The sequence below is a fragment of the Roseateles sp. genome, assembly GCF_046300915.1.
GTDB lineage: Bacteria > Pseudomonadota > Gammaproteobacteria > Burkholderiales > Burkholderiaceae_C > Kinneretia.
Map to the genome: position 1 here is coordinate 17,773 of NZ_JBKCLH010000185.1, position 15,296 is coordinate 33,068.

Below are 15,296 nucleotides of genomic sequence, written 5' to 3' on the forward strand. Positions count from 1 at the left end.
CCTCAGCCCGCCGGAGCCCGGCATGCACGCGCGTCTGATCCGGAAAGACTAGATGGCCGAGCGCGAGCACCGCTCCCTGTTTGGCGAGATCCTGGACTGGATGCTTGCCCCCTTGCTGGTGATCTGGCCCATCAGTGTGGCCCTGACCTGGCTGGTGGCCCAGGGCATTGCCGGGCGGCCGTATGACCGCGAGCTCGGGGAGATGGCCCGCAATCTGGGCCTGCAGGTGGCTGCCGCCCAGGCGCCCGAGGGCCGGCGCTCGCGCTACGCCTTGGCGCCCGAGGCCGCCGCCCTGCTGCGCGCCGACGAGGCTGACACGGTCTTCTACCAGGTGCTGGGCCTGCGCGGCGAGTTCCTCAGCGGCGACCGCCAGCTGCCCGTGCCGGAGGCTGAAGCGCCCATCGTGCCCTGGGTGCTGCACTTCCGCGATGACGAGGTGAGTGGTGAGAACGTGCGCGTGGCCTACCTCTGGGTCGCCCCCGAGGGCATGGCCGGCAGCACCCAGACCATGCTGGTGCAGGTGGCCGAGACCCTGGGCAAGCGCTCACGCCTGGCCAGCGAGATCATCAAGGGCGTGATCCTGCCGCAGTTCGTGATCCTGCCACTGGCCGTGCTGCTGGTATGGATGGCGCTGGCGCGCGGCATTGCGCCCCTCAATGATCTGCAGCGCCGCATCCGCTCGCGCGAAAGCTCGGACTTGAGCCCGATCGACGAGCGCCGCATTCCCGACGAGGTGGCCCCCCTGGTGCGCGCCATCAATGATCTGCTGGGCCGGCTGGACCAGTCCATCAGCGCGCAGAAGCACTTTCTGGCCGATGCGGCCCATCAGCTCAAGACCCCGCTGGCCGGCCTGCGCACCCAGGCCGAGCTCGCGCAGCGCGAGATCGACGAGGGCCGCAGCTCGCCGGCCGAGCTCAAGCGTTCGCTCAAGCAGATCGCCCTGTCCAGCCAGCGCGCGGCCCATATGGTGAACCAGCTGCTGGCCATGGCCCGCGCCGAGGACCAGGAGCACGCCCAGCGGCGCAGCGATGTCAACCTCTCCGGCCTGGCCGTGGAAACCGTGCGGGACTTCGTGCCGCGCGCCCTGGACAAGCACATCGACCTGGGCTTCGAAGGGCCGGATGCCAGCCAGAGTGCGCTGCGCGTCCACGGACATCCGCTGCTGATCCGCGAACTGATCCGCAATCTGGTGGACAACGCCCTGCTCTACACCCCGGCCGGAGGCACGGTGACCGTACGGGTGGTGGAGGACCCCTTCGGCCAGGTGGTCGTGCTCCAGGTGGAGGACTCCGGCCCCGGCATTCCCGAGAGCGAGCGCGAGAAGGTGTTCCAGCCCTTCTATCGCGCCTTGGGCACCGATGTGGATGGCTCGGGCCTGGGTCTGGCCATCGTGCGCGAGATCGCCCAGGCCCATGAGGTGGAAATCACCCTGGACGACACCCGCAGCCTGCGCCCCGGCCAGAGCACGGAGGACGGACAGGGGCCGGGTGCGCGCTTCACCATGCGCTTCGGCGCCAGGCCACGCGCCGAGGGACGCAGCGCCGAGGGCGATGCGGGCCTGGAGCCCTGAGCGCCGCCCCGCCTCAGCCCTTCTTGCCGCGCCGGCTCTTGGCGATGGCCAGCAGAATGCCCAGGCTCAGGCCCAGGGTGACCATGGCCGTACCGCCATAGCTGATAAAGGGCAGGGGCACACCCACCACCGGCAGGATGCCGCTGACCATGCCCATGTTCACGAACACATAAGTGAAGAAGGCCAGGGTGATGGCCCCCGCCATCAGCCGGCCAAACAGGGTGGGCGCCTCGGAGGCGATCATCAGCCCGCGCAGGATCAGCGCCGTGAAACCCGCCAGCAGCGCCAGCGCGCCCATCAGGCCGAACTCCTCGCCATAGGCCGCAAAGATGAAGTCGGTCGTGCGCTCGGGAATGAATTCCAGATGGGTCTGCGTGCCCTTCATGAAGCCCTTGCCGGTCAGCCCCCCGGAGCCGATGGCGATCTCACCCTGAATGATGTGAAAGCCCTTGCCCAGCGGATCCTTGTGCGGGTCCAGCAGGGTGCAGACCCGGTGCTTCTGGTACTCACGAAGCACCGGCCACTCGAGATCGGGTTGACAGATCTTCTCCTCGCTCATGACCAGGGCGGTGATTCCGGCCACCCCCAGAATCATGGCCGGCAGGATGATGCGCCAGGGAAAGCCGGCAAAGAACACCACGAAGAAGCCGGCGCCGAACACCAGAATGGAGGTCCCCAGGTCGGGCTGCTTGGCCACCAGCAGCGTGGGCACGGCCAGCAACGCCAGGGCAATGCCGAAGTCCAGCGGGCGCAGCTGCCCCTCACGGCGCTGGAACCACCAAGCCAGCATCAAGGGCGTGGCGATCTTGAGGATCTCGGAGGGCTGGATCACGATGCCCACATTGAGCCAGCGCGTCGCGCCCTTCTTGGTGATGCCGAACAGGGCCGTGGCCACCAGCAGGGCCACGCCCACGGTGTAGAGCGGCACGGCCAGGGCCATCAGGCGCTGCGGCGGCACCTGGGCCACCACGAACATGATGCCAGCCGCCAGGGCCATATTGCGCGCATGGTCCACAAAGCGGGTGCCATGGTCAAAGCCCGCCGAATACATGCTCATCAGGCCCAGGCCGGCCAGCCACAGCATGGCCAGCAGCAGGGGGATGTCAAAGCCCTCCAGCAATGGCTTGAGCCGCTGTCGCAGCGGCGGCTTGCTCAGTACGGCATTCATGGACGCACTCCTGGGGCGGACGAGGCGGCGGCAGCCGGGGCCGGGGCCGGGGCCGACGCTGCCGCAGGCGGCGGCGCCGAGGCCGCCATGCCCGGCAGGGCCAGGGCCGAGATGGGGCGCGGCACCCCGATCGGAGCCATGCTGCGCCCCTGCTGGGTCAGGGCAATATCTTCCTCGCTGGGCAGCTGCCCCGCCAGCACAAAGTCAAACACCCGGCGCGCAATCGGCGCGGCGGCCGCCGAGCCCCAGCCCGCGTTCTCCACGATCAGGGCCAGGGCGATGGTGGGCTGCTGCGCGGGCGCGAAGGCCACGTAGAGCGAGTGATCGCGCTTGCGCTCGTCGGCCTTCACATCCTTGTACTTCTCGCCGGCACGCAGGCCCACGGCCTGGGCCGTGCCGGTCTTGCCGCCGCTGGTATAGGGTGCGCCCGCAAACACCAGGCGCGAGGTGCCTTCCTGGGTCACGCCAAACATGGCATCGCGGATCACCGTCACATCCTGGGGCCGCAGCGGCAGGGGACTCAGGGCGTCACTGGAGATATGGCGACGCTCATGGCGCACCACATCCTCGATCTCGCGGACCAGGCGTGGCCTAAAGCGCTGCCCACCGCTGGCCAGCACGGCGTAGGACTGAGCCAGCTGCAGCATGGTGAAGTTGTTGTAGCCCTGGCCGATGCCCAGGGAGATGGTCTCGCCGGCGTACCACCTCTGCTGTTCCGGGCGCCTGAACTTCTTGCGCTTCCAGTCGGTGGAGGGCAAGTCCCCGGTCACCTCCCCCTGCAGATCGATGCCCGTGCGCTCGCCCAGGCCAAACGGGGCCAGTTCGTCATGGATGAGGTCCACGCCCATCTCATTGGCCAGGGTGTAGAAGTAGACATTGCTGGAGCCCACGATGGCCAGGCGCATGTCCTTGGGACCCGGCCTGTCGGTCTCCGGGCTGCCAAAGGTGCGGCCGCCGAAGTTGAAGGTCAGGTTGTCCATGATGACCGTGCCCGGCGCCCGCTTGCCGCTGGTGAGCGCGGCCATGGCCATCAGCGGCTTGTAGGTGGAGCCCGGCGGGTAGGTGCCGCGCAGGGCACGGTTGAGCAGGGGCTTGTCGGGGTTCTCGTTGAGCTCGCGCCAGTTCTCCACATCGATCCCGTCCACGAAGAGGTTGGGGTCGAAAGTGGGCTTGGACACAAAGGCCAGCACCTCGCCATTGCGTGGGTCCAGGGCCACCAGAGCGCCACGGCGGTCCTTGTAGAGCTCCTCCACCAGGGCCTGCAGGCGGATATCGATGGACAGCACCAGGGTGTTGCCGGGCGTGGGCGGCTTGTGGGCCAGGCGGCGCACCGCACGCCCGCCGGCACTGGTTTCCACCTGCTCGAAGCCGGTGATGCCATGCAACTCGCGCTCGTAGGCCTGCTCCAGCCCCAGCTTGCCGATGTACTCGGTGCCGCGGTAATTGGCGATGTCCTCCTCGTCCCACTCATCCATGGCCTTCTTCTCGGCCTGGTTGATGCGGCCGATATAGCCGATCAGATGGCTACCCACCTCGCCCAGCGGGTAGTGACGGAACAGGCGTGCCTTGATCTCCACGCCGGGAAAGCGATAGCGCTGGGCGGTGAAGCGGGCCACCTCTTCATCGCTGAGCTTGGTGCGTATGGGCAGGGACTCGAAATTCTTACTCTCGTCCATCAGGCGCTTGAAGCGCCGGCGGTCGCGTGCCTGAATCTCCACCACCTGGGACAGGGCGTCGATGGTGGCTTCCAGATTGCCGGCCTTGCTGGGCGTGATCTCCAGGGTGTAGGCCGAGTAGTTGCTGGCCAGCACAATGCCGTTGCGGTCCTTGATCAGGCCGCGGTTGGGCACGATGGGCACCACGGTGACGCGGTTGCTCTCGGCCCGCTCCGCCAGATTGTCATGCTGCAGCACCTGCAGATAGACCAGACGCGCCACCAGCAGCCCGAAGCAGAAGAGCACGAAGACCGCCGCCGCCAGCACCCGCAGGCGAAAGCGCGAAAGCTCCTGCTCAAGGTTCTTGAGAACGGTCACAGCGGTCTATGGGCATCGGGATCGGGCGGACGGCGCTGGGGCGCGAGCAGCAGCCAGCTGGCCAGGGGCCAGAGTGCAGCCTCCAGCACCGGTGCCAGCAACAGGGTCCAGCCCGGCCACATGCCGCCCACCATCAGGCGCACCAGCACGGAAATGGCCTGGGCCAGCAGGAAGAGCGGCAGCACCTGGACGGCCTGACCCAGCAGGCCGAACCAGAGCAGACGCCGGTGCAGGGCAATGGCCCCGAAGCTCAGCACGCTATAGGCCAGGGCATGCTGGCCCAGCAAGGCGCCATGCTGCACATCCACCAGCAGGCCAAACACAAAGGCCCAGCCCACGCCCACACGGCGGGGCTGATGCACATTCCAGAACACCAGCACCAGGGCCAGCACATCGGGCATCCAGGCCTGACGCCCCACGGGCACCATGTCCACCAGCAGAGCCAGCAAAAGGCTGAAGGCGATGAAGAGGGGATTGGCCGGCAGCAGCAGCTGGTGGCCACGCGGCATGATCATGGCTTGCCTCCCGAGGCCTTGGCGCTGCGAGCGGGCGCCGAGGCCGCAGCCGCCGCCGAGGCGGCTTGGGCCTGGGCCCGCATCTTCTCCAGCTCCTGCAAGGGCCCCAGCACCAGCACGTGGCGCACATCATCGAGCTGGGCCACCGGCTGCAGACGCACGCGAGCAAAGCTGGTGTCGCCACGACGCTCCACGCTGGCGATGCGCGCCACGGGCAGGCCGGGCGGATACACCCCGTCCAGGCCCGAGGTGGTCAGCAGATCGTTCTGGCGCAGATCCGCATTGGCCGCCATGAAGCGCAGCTCCATGGCGCCGCCCTCGGCCCCGCCGAAAGCGGCCCCGCGTTGCTGGCTGCGCGTGTTGAGCACCGGAATGGCGGCGTCCTTGTCCGACAGCAGGGTGACCTCGGCCGAGAGCAGATAGACCCGCGTCACCTGGCCCAGCACGCCGGCGTCATTGATGACGGGCGCACCCAGGGTCACGCCCTGGCGGCTGCCGCGGTCAATGACGACGCGGCGCGAGTAGGGATCCGAAGCCTCGTACAAGACCTCCGCCGCCAGCGAGGGCACCTGCAGGGCGGGCCGCAGGTCCAGCAGGGCGCGCAGGCGCTGGTTCTCCTGCTGCAGCTGCTCGGCACGCGAGAGCCGCTCGGCCTGCTGCACCAGCTGGCGGCGGGCCAGGTCCTCGGCGGCCATGGCGCGCTCGGTACCGCGCAGATAGTCGCCGGCACGCTCCCAGGCGTCGACCGGGGCCAGCAAGGCGCGCTGCAGGGGATGCAGGGCCAGGGCCAGGGCGGCCCGGGCCGGCGCGGCCAGCTTGAAGCGCGCATCCGCCACCATCAAGAAGATGGCCAGGGCGGCGCACAGCAACAGCTTGGTCAGGGCCGTCGTGCCCTGGCGGAAGAAAGGGGGCGGGGTGCGATCCAGGGTGCCCAGGGACATGGCGTAAAAAGAGTCAGACCGCGTTCAGACAAAGATCCAGGCAATGAACAAGGGGCCCGCAGGCCCCCTTGCTGGCGTTTACTCCGAGGTGAAGATGGAGCCCAGACGCTCCATGCGCTCCAGCGCCATGCCACAACCGCGCACCACGCAGGTCAGCGGGTCCTCGGCCACCAGCACCGGCAGGCCGGTTTCCTCGGCCAGCAGACGGTCCAGATCGCGCAGCAGGGCGCCGCCGCCGGTCAACATCATGCCGCGCTCGGCGATGTCGGCACCCAGCTCGGGCGGGGTCTGCTCCAGCGCGTTCTTCACGGCCGAGACGATCTGGTTCAGCGGGTCGGTCAGGGCTTCCAGAATCTCGTTGCTGGAGATGGTGAAGCTGCGCGGCACGCCCTCGCTGAGGTTGCGGCCCTTGACTTCCATCTCCTTGACCTCGGAGCCGGGGAAGGCGGAGCCGATCTGCTTCTTGATGGCTTCGGCCGTGGGCTCGCCGATCAGCATGCCGTAGTTGCGGCGGATGTAGTTGATGATGGCTTCGTCGAACTTGTCGCCACCGACGCGCACCGAGCCCTTGTAGACCATGCCGCCCAGCGAGATCACGCCCACCTCGGTGGTACCACCGCCGATGTCGATGACCATGGAGCCCGAAGCCTCGGAGACCGGCAGGCCCGCGCCGATGGCGGCGGCCATGGGTTCCTCGATCAGATAGACCTCGGAGGCGCCGGCACCCAGGGCGGCGTCACGGATGGCGCGCTTTTCCACCTGGGTAGAGCCGCAGGGCACGCAGATGATGATGCGGGGCGAGGGACGCAGCAGCTTGGTGTCGTGCACCATCTTGATGAACTGCTTGATCATCTGCTCGGTGACCACGAAGTCGGCGATCACGCCGTCCTTCATCGGGCGGATGGCCTCGATATTGCCGGGCACCTTGCCCAGCATGGCCTTGGCCTCGGCGCCCACGGCCTGGATGGTCTTCTTGCCGTTGGGGCCGCCCTCGTGGCGGATGGCGACCACGGAGGGTTCATCCAGCACCACGCCCTTGCCGCGGACGTAGATCAGGGTGTTGGCGGTGCCGAGGTCGATGGCGAGGTCGGTCGAGATGTAGCGACGCAGGGAAGCGAACATGGTGTGTCGGGAGAAGCCTTCAGGGCATCGAGGCCGGAATGGGGATCGCGCTGAAAGCGGGCTAGGGGCTCGTCGGTTCAAAAAAACGGCAGCCTCAGAAGGGGCTGGCGGCTGCCGCCGGACTTGTTCGTCGTCCCATGTGCAAAGAGGCTGCTCGACCTGGGCAGGCCGTGCAGCCCCGTTGCCATGGAGATAAGCGGAGATAATACCCGATCACCCCTGCTTTTCCGGGTAGCGCAAGCCCGTATCGGGGCTTTGAATTTGCCACTTTTCGATACCGCCGACCCATGGCCCTGACCCCCCAAGATGTGAGCCGCATCGCCAATCTGGCGCGGCTGGAGCTTTCCGAGCAAGAGCAGACCGCCATGCTGGGTCAGCTCAATGGCTTCTTCTCCATCGTCGAGCAGATGAGCGCGGTGGACACCAGCGGCGTCGAGCCGCTGTACACCCCGCTGTCCGCGGTGCAGGAGGTGCAGCTGCGCCTGCGCGAGGACCGGGTCACCGAGACCGATCAGCGCGCGCTCAATCAGCGCAGCGCCCCCGCCGTCGAGGACGGTCTGTTCCTGGTCCCCAAGGTGATCGAGTGATGAGCCCCAAATCCCTGCACGAGATGGGCGTGGCCGAGCTGGGCCGCGCACTGGCCGACAAGGCCGTTTCCAGCCGCGAGCTCAGCCAAGAGCTGCTTGCAAGAGTAGCCGTCCACGACAGCCGCCTGGGCGCCTTCCTGCATGTCGATGGCCCGGCCGCCCTGGCCGCGGCCGATGCGGCCGATGCCCGCCGCGCCGCCGGTGAGACCAGCCCCCTGCTGGGCGTGCCTCTGGCGCACAAGGACATCTTCGTCACCCAGGACATGCCCACCACCGCCGGCTCCCGGATGCTGAACGGCTACCTGAGCCCCTTCGATGCCACCGTGGTGGCGCGCCTGAAGGCCGCGGGCACCGTGTCCCTGGGCAAGCTCAACTGCGACGAGTTCGCCATGGGCTCGGCCAACGAGAACTCGGCCTACAAGCCCGTGGCCAACCCCTGGGACAGCAGCCGCGTGCCCGGCGGCTCCTCGGGCGGCTCGGCTGCCGCGGTGGCGGCCCGCCTGGTGCCCGCCGCCACCGGCACCGACACCGGCGGCTCCATCCGTCAGCCGGCCAGCTTCACCGGCATCACCGGCATCAAGCCCACCTATGGTGTGTGCAGCCGCTACGGCATGATCGCCTTCGCCTCCAGCCTGGACCAGGCCGGTCCCATGGCCCGCTCGGCCGAAGACTGCGCCCTGCTGCTCTCCGCCATGAGCGGCTTCGACGAGCGCGATGCCACCAGCGTGCAGCAGCCCGCCCAGGACTTCCACGCCCAGATGCTGGCCGCGCGCGAAGGCGCCACGGCGGCCCAGCCGCTCAAGGGCCTGCGCATCGGCCTGCCCAAGGAGTTCTTCCCCGCCGGCCTCTCGGCCGATGTGGCCAAGGCCGTGCGCGAGGGCCTGGCCCAGCTGGAGAAGCTGGGCGCCACCCTGGTGGATGTGAGCCTGCCCCGCACCGAGCTGGCGATTCCCGTGTACTACATCATTGCCCCGGCTGAGGCCAGTTCCAACCTGAGCCGCTTCGACGGCGTGAAGTTCGGCCACCGCGCGGCCGAGTACAGCGATCTGCTGGACATGTACAAGAAGACCCGCGCCCAGGGCTTTGGCGCCGAGGTCAAGCGCCGCATCATGATCGGCACCTATGTGCTGAGCCATGGCTACTACGACGCCTACTACCTGCAGGCGCAGAAGCTGCGCCGCATGATTGCCGACGACTTCCAGCAGGCCTTCGCCCACTGCGACCTGATCGCCGGTCCGGTGGCGCCCTCGGTGGCCTGGAAGGCTGGCGAAGGCAGCGACGACCCGGTCAAGGCCTATCTGGCCGACATCTTCACCCTGCCCGGCTCCCTGGCCGGCCTGCCCGGCATGAGCGTGCCGGTGGGCTTTGGCGAGGGCGGCATGCCGGTGGGTCTGCAGCTGCTGGGCAACTACTTCAAGGAAGGCCAGTTGCTGCACACGGCCCATGCGCTGCAGCAGGCCAGCGACTGGCACAGCCAAGCACCCAGGCTATGAAACGACGTGGCCTGCTGTGCGCTGCTGCTGGTGCCGCCGCCGGCCTGCACTCGGTGCAGGCCTGGGCGCAGCCGGCTGTGGTGTCCAAGCCAGATGCCGCGCCCTTGGTGCTGGAGAACACGGCCGTCCATCTGCTGACCGCGCGTGAGAGTGAGCGGGTGTACCCGGTCTGGGTGGACCTGCCCCGCTCTTACGGCGAGCCGGAGTCGGCCCGACGCCGCTATCCGCTTGTGGTGGCTGCCGACGCGCCCTGGAGCCACGCCTATTTGCGCACCATCCGCAACTTTGTGGGCCGGCGCGGCCAGAACATCGAAGACTTCATCTTGATCGGTCTGGCGCCGGAGCAGGGTCTCAGCCACCTCGACTACCGCGCACGCGACTACACGCCCAGCGATCCCCGACGTCGCCCGAGAAAGGGCAGCCAGGACTATGGCTCGCTGCACTACGGCGAGGCGGCGCGTTACCAGGGCTTTCTCGCTGAGCAAGTGCTGCCCTTCGTCGCCCAGCACTACCGCTGCGACACCAGGCGCCAGGTTTTCATCGGCCACTCCTACGGCTCGCTGCTGGGACTGCATGTGCTGCTCAGCCAGCCCGCGCTGTTCAGCCACTACATTCTCGGCAGCCCCAGCCTGTGGTTCGATCAGCGCGTGATGTTCGATATGGAAAAGGCCACGGCCGGCCGGCGCAAGGACCTGCCGGCGCGCGTCAGGATGTATGCCGGCGGCTTCGAAACCTTGGGCAAGACACCACGGCACTACAAGACCACCGATCTGGTCGGCGACATGCAGGCCTTCGAGCGCCAGCTCCGCAGCCGGCGCTACCCATCCCTTGCAATTGACAGCCAGGTGATCGCGGACGAGGACCACTTCACCGTGTTCCCCTCGCTCGCCGCACGTGGCCTGACCTGGGCCTTGCCCGGCCACGGCCCCTACACCAGTGGCTGACCCCACAAGAATGCAATCTATGAGCACTGCCAAACTCATCCGCGGCTACGAGGTCGTGATCGGCCTCGAGAACCACGTCCAGCTCTCCACCCAGAGCAAGATCTTCAGCGGCAGCTCCACCGCCTTCGGTGCCGCGCCCAACACCCAGGCCAGCCCCGTGGACCTGGCCCTGCCCGGCACCCTGCCCGTGCTCAACCGCGCCGCGGTGGAGCGCGCCATCCGCTTCGGCCTGGCCGTGGGCGCCAAGGTGGCGCCGCTGTCCATCTTCGCGCGCAAGAACTACTTCTACCCCGACCTGCCCAAGGGCTACCAGATCAGCCAGTTCGAGATCCCGGTGGTGCAGGGCGGCACGGTGGAGTTCTTCCTGGGCGAGGAGAAGAAGACCGTGCGCCTGACCCGCGCGCATCTGGAAGAAGACGCGGGCAAGAGCCTGCACGAGGACTACCACGGCCAGTCGGGCATCGACCTGAACCGCGCCGGCACGCCCCTGCTGGAAATCGTCTCCGAGCCCGATATCCGCTCGGGCGCCGAGGCCGCCGAATACGCCAAGACCCTGCACGCCCTGGTGATGTGGCTGGGCATCTGCGACGGCAATATGCAGGAAGGCAGCTTCCGCTGCGACGTCAACGTCTCGGTGCGCAAGCCCGGCCAGCCCTTCGGCACCCGCCGCGAGATCAAGAACCTCAACAGCTTCCGCTACCTGGTGGACGCCGTGAACTACGAGGTGAACTGGCAGATCGACCAGATCGAGGACGGCCTCACCATCCAGCAGGCCACGGTGCTCTACAACCCCGACACCGGCGAGACCCGCGCGATGCGCAGCAAGGAAGACTCGGCCGACTACCGCTACTTCCCCGACCCCGATCTGCCGCCCCTGGTGATCGCGCCGGAATGGGTGGAGCAGGTGCGCGGCGAGATGCCCGAACTGCCCTCGGTGATGGCCAAGCGTTTCGTGCAGGCCCACGGCCTGCCCCAGTACGACGCCAGCATGATGACCCAGAGCCAGGGCACCGCGCGCTACTACGAGGCCGCCAAGGCCGCGGGCGCCGCCCCCAAGCTGGTGGCCAACTGGGTGATGGGCGAGATCAGCAAGCGCCTGAACAGCGAGGGCATCGAGATCGCTGCCGCGCCGGTGGGCCCGCAGTTGCTGGCCCAGCTGATCGCCCGCATTGCCGACGGCACCATCTCCAACAACGCCGCCAAGCAGGTCTTCGAAGCCCTGTGGAGCGGCGAGGGCTCGGAGGTGGACGCGCTGATCGAAGCCAAGGGCCTGAAGCAGATGAGCGACACCGGCGCCATCGAAGCCATCCTGGACGAGGTGCTAGCGGCCAACCAGAAGTCGGTGGACGAGTTCCGGGCCGGCAAGGACAAGGCCTTCAACGCCCTGGTGGGTCAGGCCATGAAGGCCACCAAGGGCAAGGCCAATCCGGCCCTGGTCAACGAGCTGCTGAAGAAGAAGCTGGGCTGACTCGAGATCGGCCCCGCTGCTTCATGTCGGCAACTTCAGCGGCACAGCCCTGATCCGGCCTCAGGGCGCCGCTTCATAGAAGCGGCTCACATCCTTGTACAGCTGTGCCCGGCTTTGGGCGCGCAGGTAGAACATGTGGCCGCCCAGGTAGTTGCGGAAGGAGAGCCGTTCCCGGGCCGAGGGCATCACGACCAGCTGCTCCAGCAGGTATCGCGACAGGAAGTAGTTCGCCGCCTGGTCCTGGTAGCCGTGAACCACCAACACTCTCACGTCGGTGTTCTGAGCAAGCGCGACTGCGAGGTCTTCGGGCGAGCCCATGGGGGACTTCCGATCCCACAAGGCCGCCACTTCGAGGTTGAGCACGATGTAGGGGCGGTCCGTCACGTAGCCCAGATCCTGACGCACATAGTCCATGAACGGCGGCAAGAGCACGCCACTGAAGACTTCGAGCGTGCGAGGCATGGCGCCGAACCCGTCGCGAACCTCGGGTTTCGGGTTGTCACTGGGCTGGGTACCGTCATAGAGGTCGAGGACCTTGCCCCGCGCCGCGAGCAGGCTGGTCGCAAAGACGGCTTCTCCGACACGCCCCCGATGCAGGGCCACGAGCGCCGGATCCAGTCCGATCAGACCGCCCACTCGCGCATAGAAGGCTGCCTGCTCCTGGGGAGACATGCGGCCCAGGCTGGCCAGCCCCGTCAGATAGCCCGATAGCGCAAAGTCTTCTGCCTGCTTGTGGCCCGCGGCATCGTTCGTGATCGTGCTGAGCCCATGGTGAGCTGCCGTCGCGGCTTGCGTGGGCAAGAGGGTCATCGCATGCAGCAGATCATAGGCAGGGAATGGCTCGATCAAGGAGGGCACGCTCATCGCCGGAGAGATCAGCACCGCCCGGTTCAGATTGATGCCGTACTGGCGCGCGAGGACCGGCACCAGCGCGGCAATCCGTCGCCCGGCATAGCTCTCACCGGCGATGCCCTTGGGTGACCCCCAGCGCTTGTTGACCGTCAGCCACTGCTGGATGAAGACGGCGATGGAGTGCACATCGCTCTCCACCGCATAGTAGGGTCGAGGGTCGGCCGGCTTGCCGTCGGGCCCCGGCAGCATCCGGCTGTAACCGGTACCCACCGGATCGATGAACACCAGGTCGGTAAATCTGAGCCAGCTGTCCGGGTTCTCCTCCAGGCGCGCCGGTACCGCAGGAAAGCTGCCGTCCCCTGGCGTCACGATCACTTTGGGCCCGATGGCGGACAGGTGGAGGTAGATGCTGGCGCCTCCGGGGCCGCCGTTCAGAACGAAGGTGACCGGGCGCCTGGAAAGCTCTGCATCCTTGAGGGTGTAGGCCACGTGGAAGATCTCCGCGTCGGGCCGCTCGGGGTCCTTGCCGATCTTCAGCATGCCGGCCTTGGCGTTGTAGGCCGGAAACTTGGCTCCCGCAGCCTGCGCCGGACTCGCCAGCAGCGCGAACAGCGCCAGCGCGATTGATAGCAGGCCCTTGAACCCCATGTTCAGCAGCGTCATCTCGGCAGTCTCCAGGTTGGCAATCAGGGCGAATGAGCGGGGACGGCCCTGCGTCACTTCGCGGGGGATGTGCGAGCAAGGGTCGCCAGCTTGGGCTCGTCGGGCAGGGTCATGGGCCGCACACCCTTCACCGAGCGCAGGACGAAGGCCGGGTCGCGTTTCTGCAACTCGGCCAGAAAGCCTGGAAAGTGCGCCGCACCGTAGGTGATGTAGATCTTGTCATGGGGCGAGTCGGTCACAAAGCGAGCCAGGGTCCTGTTACGGTAGTCGAGAATGACACGCTTGGCCGGGTCATTCTCCTCACCCAATGCGCCCGATATCGCCATGCCAAGCACGCCGCGACAGATGATCCCGACAAGCTTTCTCTGCTCGGGTGTGGCGTGTGTCATGAACCCCAGGATGCCGCCGAAAGGATCGCCGAGCTCGGATTCCTCTTTCCGGGCCTTGGTCGCCTTGGCGGCCATCGCTGCCGCAAAGCCCGGCTCCTCGCGCAGCAGGCGCTCGTACTCGGTCTTCATTTCAAGAAAACTGGCGTCCGCGGTGATGTGGCGTGAGGGGTGGAGCGCCATATCCGCCTTGATCGCATCGAAGTAATTCAGCTGGAAGCTCAGGCCACACTGCTCGGCCATCTGCGCATAGCTCGCGCTCAAGTCCTGCTTGGTCCCACGCAAGGTCTGGTTGAACCAGTCCGTCAGGTCAGGGCGCCCAGGCACCGGCATCACGCCCTCGTAGAACAAGGTGTAGCCGTCGGTCAGCGCCTGCTGCAGGTCGAAGACCACCGACTTGTAGAAGTCCTCCGAACCCACATGCTGCATGCCCTGGAAGACCACCGTCTTCTTGCCGTTGGAAAGGGTGGCCAGCGGCACAGCCGTCGGACCACCCTGCACAAAGAAGGCCAGAGACCACACCGGCAGCGAAACAAGGCCCAGCATGCCCAGCATGCCGGCCAAAGCCCAGGCCAGGAACGAGCGACGGCCTCTGAAGGTCGGGGCGCGCCGCCTGACCAAGCACCAAGGCAGCCACAGCAGTGCCCCCAGCACGGCACCGGCCACAAGCACCAGGGCAAACATCCACGCGGGCAACTTGCCCAGCACCAGCACACCGGCCAGTGCAAACAGGATCAGCGCCAGCCAAGCCGCGCCGCTCAGGCGCGCGAACCACAGGCCGGTGTTTTGTGATGATGATGCGGCCACTTTCCTACTCCGCCTCGCACATGAGTTCGTCGGTCTTGCCGGTGTTGGTATCCAGCCAGCTCAGTTGCAGCGACTTGCCGTGCCTCTGCGCGCTGACATTTCGGCCCTCGTACCGCCCCACGCGCTCGGGGCCAACGCGCCACATCGTGACGGTGCGATCACCGCGCTCCACGCGCAAGGTGGCCGGATCGGTGGCAAAGGATCGGATCAGCAATTCGTTGGCCGGCTTGTTCTGGCAGGCATAGCGGATCGTTTCCGACGGCAGCAACTGCCACACCGCCTCCAGCTCCGACGTACGGAGTCGGTACTTGGCATCGACACAGGCCCTGACCGTGTTGACGGTCCATGTCGCCGTGATCCAGCTCTGTTGACCCGCGGCCTTCCAGCATTCGTCGCGGTCCTTGACCCAGCCTCGCTGGTCTGCCCGCAGCTGCGTCGCCAGCCTGCCTTGAGCCTTGGCCTTGGCCGATTGGTAGGTATCGGCGAGCTTGCGGTCGAGAGCCGCCAGCGCTGCGTCGTTGCACACCATTGTCTCGACCTCGCTGCCCGCGCTGGCACAGCGGAAGCTAGGCCCCTGTGCCAGCACGCTGCGTGAAAAGCTCGAACAGCCCGCGATGGCGACCAGCGCAAGGAGCAATTGCTTGTTCATCCCTCACTCTCCTTCCAGCTTCGGACCCCGGGCAGCCCACAGGCGCCGGGTCGGCAATGCGCCAACGCGGCCCCTGTCCCGAGCCGCGGAGTCCTCTG

General features: G+C 67.1%; 13 protein-coding genes. 5 read left to right on the forward strand and 8 right to left on the reverse strand.

What is annotated here, in order from left to right:
- The first annotated feature begins 52 nt into the window (after window positions 1–52).
- Window positions 53–1,570, forward strand: a complete 1,518-nt coding sequence (locus tag ACK5F2_RS13870; protein ID WP_409865520.1) for a sensor histidine kinase — start codon at window positions 53–55, stop codon at window positions 1,568–1,570.
- A gap of 13 nt (window positions 1,571–1,583) precedes the next feature.
- On the opposite strand, the gene rodA is transcribed toward ACK5F2_RS13870, so the two are convergent.
- The 5 genes from rodA to ACK5F2_RS13895 form a co-directional block, all read right to left on the reverse strand.
- Entirely contained in the window at window positions 1,584–2,738 is a 1,155-nt protein-coding gene (rodA, locus tag ACK5F2_RS13875) for a rod shape-determining protein RodA (RefSeq protein ID WP_409865522.1), read from the reverse strand.
- Window positions 2,735–4,771, reverse strand: coding sequence for a penicillin-binding protein 2 (gene mrdA / locus ACK5F2_RS13880; protein ID WP_409865524.1), 2,037 nt, complete (start codon window positions 4,769–4,771; stop codon window positions 2,735–2,737). Before mrdA ends, rodA begins: the two co-directional genes overlap by 4 nt.
- Entirely contained in the window at window positions 4,768–5,286 is a 519-nt protein-coding gene (gene mreD, locus ACK5F2_RS13885; protein WP_409865526.1) for a rod shape-determining protein MreD, read from the reverse strand. Before mreD ends, mrdA begins: the two co-directional genes overlap by 4 nt.
- Window positions 5,283–6,227 (reverse strand): rod shape-determining protein MreC, encoded by a 945-nt coding sequence (gene mreC / locus ACK5F2_RS13890; protein ID WP_409865528.1) that lies wholly within the window; start codon window positions 6,225–6,227, stop codon window positions 5,283–5,285. The genes mreD and mreC overlap by 4 nt, the downstream gene beginning before the upstream one ends.
- Window positions 6,228–6,305: 78 nt before the next feature.
- Complete coding sequence (locus ACK5F2_RS13895; RefSeq protein ID WP_133602122.1) at window positions 6,306–7,349, reverse strand: rod shape-determining protein; 1,044 nt, start codon at window positions 7,347–7,349, stop codon at window positions 6,306–6,308.
- A gap of 287 nt (window positions 7,350–7,636) precedes the next feature.
- Between ACK5F2_RS13895 and gatC the strand changes: the two genes are divergently transcribed.
- From gatC to gatB, 4 genes are read left to right on the forward strand one after another with little or no spacing between them, the layout of a single operon-like run.
- The gene (gene gatC / locus ACK5F2_RS13900) at window positions 7,637–7,936 is read left to right on the forward strand and encodes an Asp-tRNA(Asn)/Glu-tRNA(Gln) amidotransferase subunit GatC (protein WP_409865530.1); all 300 of its coding nucleotides are present in this window, start codon (window positions 7,637–7,639) and stop codon (window positions 7,934–7,936) included.
- Window positions 7,936–9,429, forward strand: coding sequence for an Asp-tRNA(Asn)/Glu-tRNA(Gln) amidotransferase subunit GatA (gene gatA / locus ACK5F2_RS13905; protein WP_409865532.1), 1,494 nt, complete (start codon window positions 7,936–7,938; stop codon window positions 9,427–9,429). The genes gatC and gatA overlap by 1 nt, the downstream gene beginning before the upstream one ends.
- Window positions 9,426–10,373 (forward strand): alpha/beta hydrolase, encoded by a 948-nt coding sequence (locus tag ACK5F2_RS13910; RefSeq protein WP_409865534.1) that lies wholly within the window; start codon window positions 9,426–9,428, stop codon window positions 10,371–10,373. The genes gatA and ACK5F2_RS13910 overlap by 4 nt, the downstream gene beginning before the upstream one ends.
- Window positions 10,374–10,392: 19 nt before the next feature.
- Window positions 10,393–11,841: an Asp-tRNA(Asn)/Glu-tRNA(Gln) amidotransferase subunit GatB gene (gene gatB / locus ACK5F2_RS13915; RefSeq protein WP_409865535.1), complete on the forward strand. Its 1,449-nt coding sequence runs from the start codon at window positions 10,393–10,395 to the stop codon at window positions 11,839–11,841.
- 60 nt (window positions 11,842–11,901) lie between these two features.
- On the opposite strand, the gene ACK5F2_RS13920 is transcribed toward gatB, so the two are convergent.
- Genes ACK5F2_RS13920 through ACK5F2_RS13930 form a run of 3 tightly spaced genes read right to left on the reverse strand, consistent with a single transcriptional unit; the run spans window position 11,902 to window position 15,198 of the window.
- On the reverse strand, window positions 11,902–13,356 hold the full coding sequence (locus tag ACK5F2_RS13920) for a S10 family peptidase (protein ID WP_409865537.1): 1,455 nt from the start codon (window positions 13,354–13,356) through the stop codon (window positions 11,902–11,904).
- Window positions 13,357–13,409: 53 nt separating this feature from the next.
- Window positions 13,410–14,549, reverse strand: coding sequence for a hypothetical protein (locus tag ACK5F2_RS13925; RefSeq protein ID WP_409865539.1), 1,140 nt, complete (start codon window positions 14,547–14,549; stop codon window positions 13,410–13,412).
- Between the two features lie 4 nt (window positions 14,550–14,553).
- A complete protein-coding gene (locus ACK5F2_RS13930; RefSeq protein WP_409865541.1) occupies window positions 14,554–15,198 on the reverse strand; it encodes a lysozyme inhibitor LprI family protein in 645 nt (214 codons plus the stop codon).
- Between the last annotated feature and the right edge of the window lie 98 nt (window positions 15,199–15,296).

What these genes read in the sequence shown, in the direction of transcription:
- ACK5F2_RS13870 (WP_409865520.1), top strand. Translation starts at nt 53, where the DNA reads ATGGCCGAGCGCGAGCACCGCTCCCTGTTTGGCGAGATCCTGGACTGG.
- rodA (WP_409865522.1), bottom strand. Translation starts at nt 2,738, where the DNA reads ATGAATGCCGTACTGAGCAAGCCGCCGCTGCGACAGCGGCTCAAGCCA.
- mreD (WP_409865526.1), bottom strand. Translation starts at nt 5,286, where the DNA reads ATGATCATGCCGCGTGGCCACCAGCTGCTGCTGCCGGCCAATCCCCTC.
- mreC (WP_409865528.1), bottom strand. Translation starts at nt 6,227, where the DNA reads ATGTCCCTGGGCACCCTGGATCGCACCCCGCCCCCTTTCTTCCGCCAG.
- ACK5F2_RS13895 (WP_133602122.1), bottom strand. Translation starts at nt 7,349, where the DNA reads ATGTTCGCTTCCCTGCGTCGCTACATCTCGACCGACCTCGCCATCGAC.
- gatC (WP_409865530.1), top strand. Translation starts at nt 7,637, where the DNA reads ATGGCCCTGACCCCCCAAGATGTGAGCCGCATCGCCAATCTGGCGCGG.
- gatA (WP_409865532.1), top strand. Translation starts at nt 7,936, where the DNA reads ATGAGCCCCAAATCCCTGCACGAGATGGGCGTGGCCGAGCTGGGCCGC.
- ACK5F2_RS13910 (WP_409865534.1), top strand. Translation starts at nt 9,426, where the DNA reads ATGAAACGACGTGGCCTGCTGTGCGCTGCTGCTGGTGCCGCCGCCGGC.
- gatB (WP_409865535.1), top strand. Translation starts at nt 10,393, where the DNA reads ATGAGCACTGCCAAACTCATCCGCGGCTACGAGGTCGTGATCGGCCTC.
- ACK5F2_RS13920 (WP_409865537.1), bottom strand. Translation starts at nt 13,356, where the DNA reads ATGACGCTGCTGAACATGGGGTTCAAGGGCCTGCTATCAATCGCGCTG.
- ACK5F2_RS13930 (WP_409865541.1), bottom strand. Translation starts at nt 15,198, where the DNA reads ATGAACAAGCAATTGCTCCTTGCGCTGGTCGCCATCGCGGGCTGTTCG.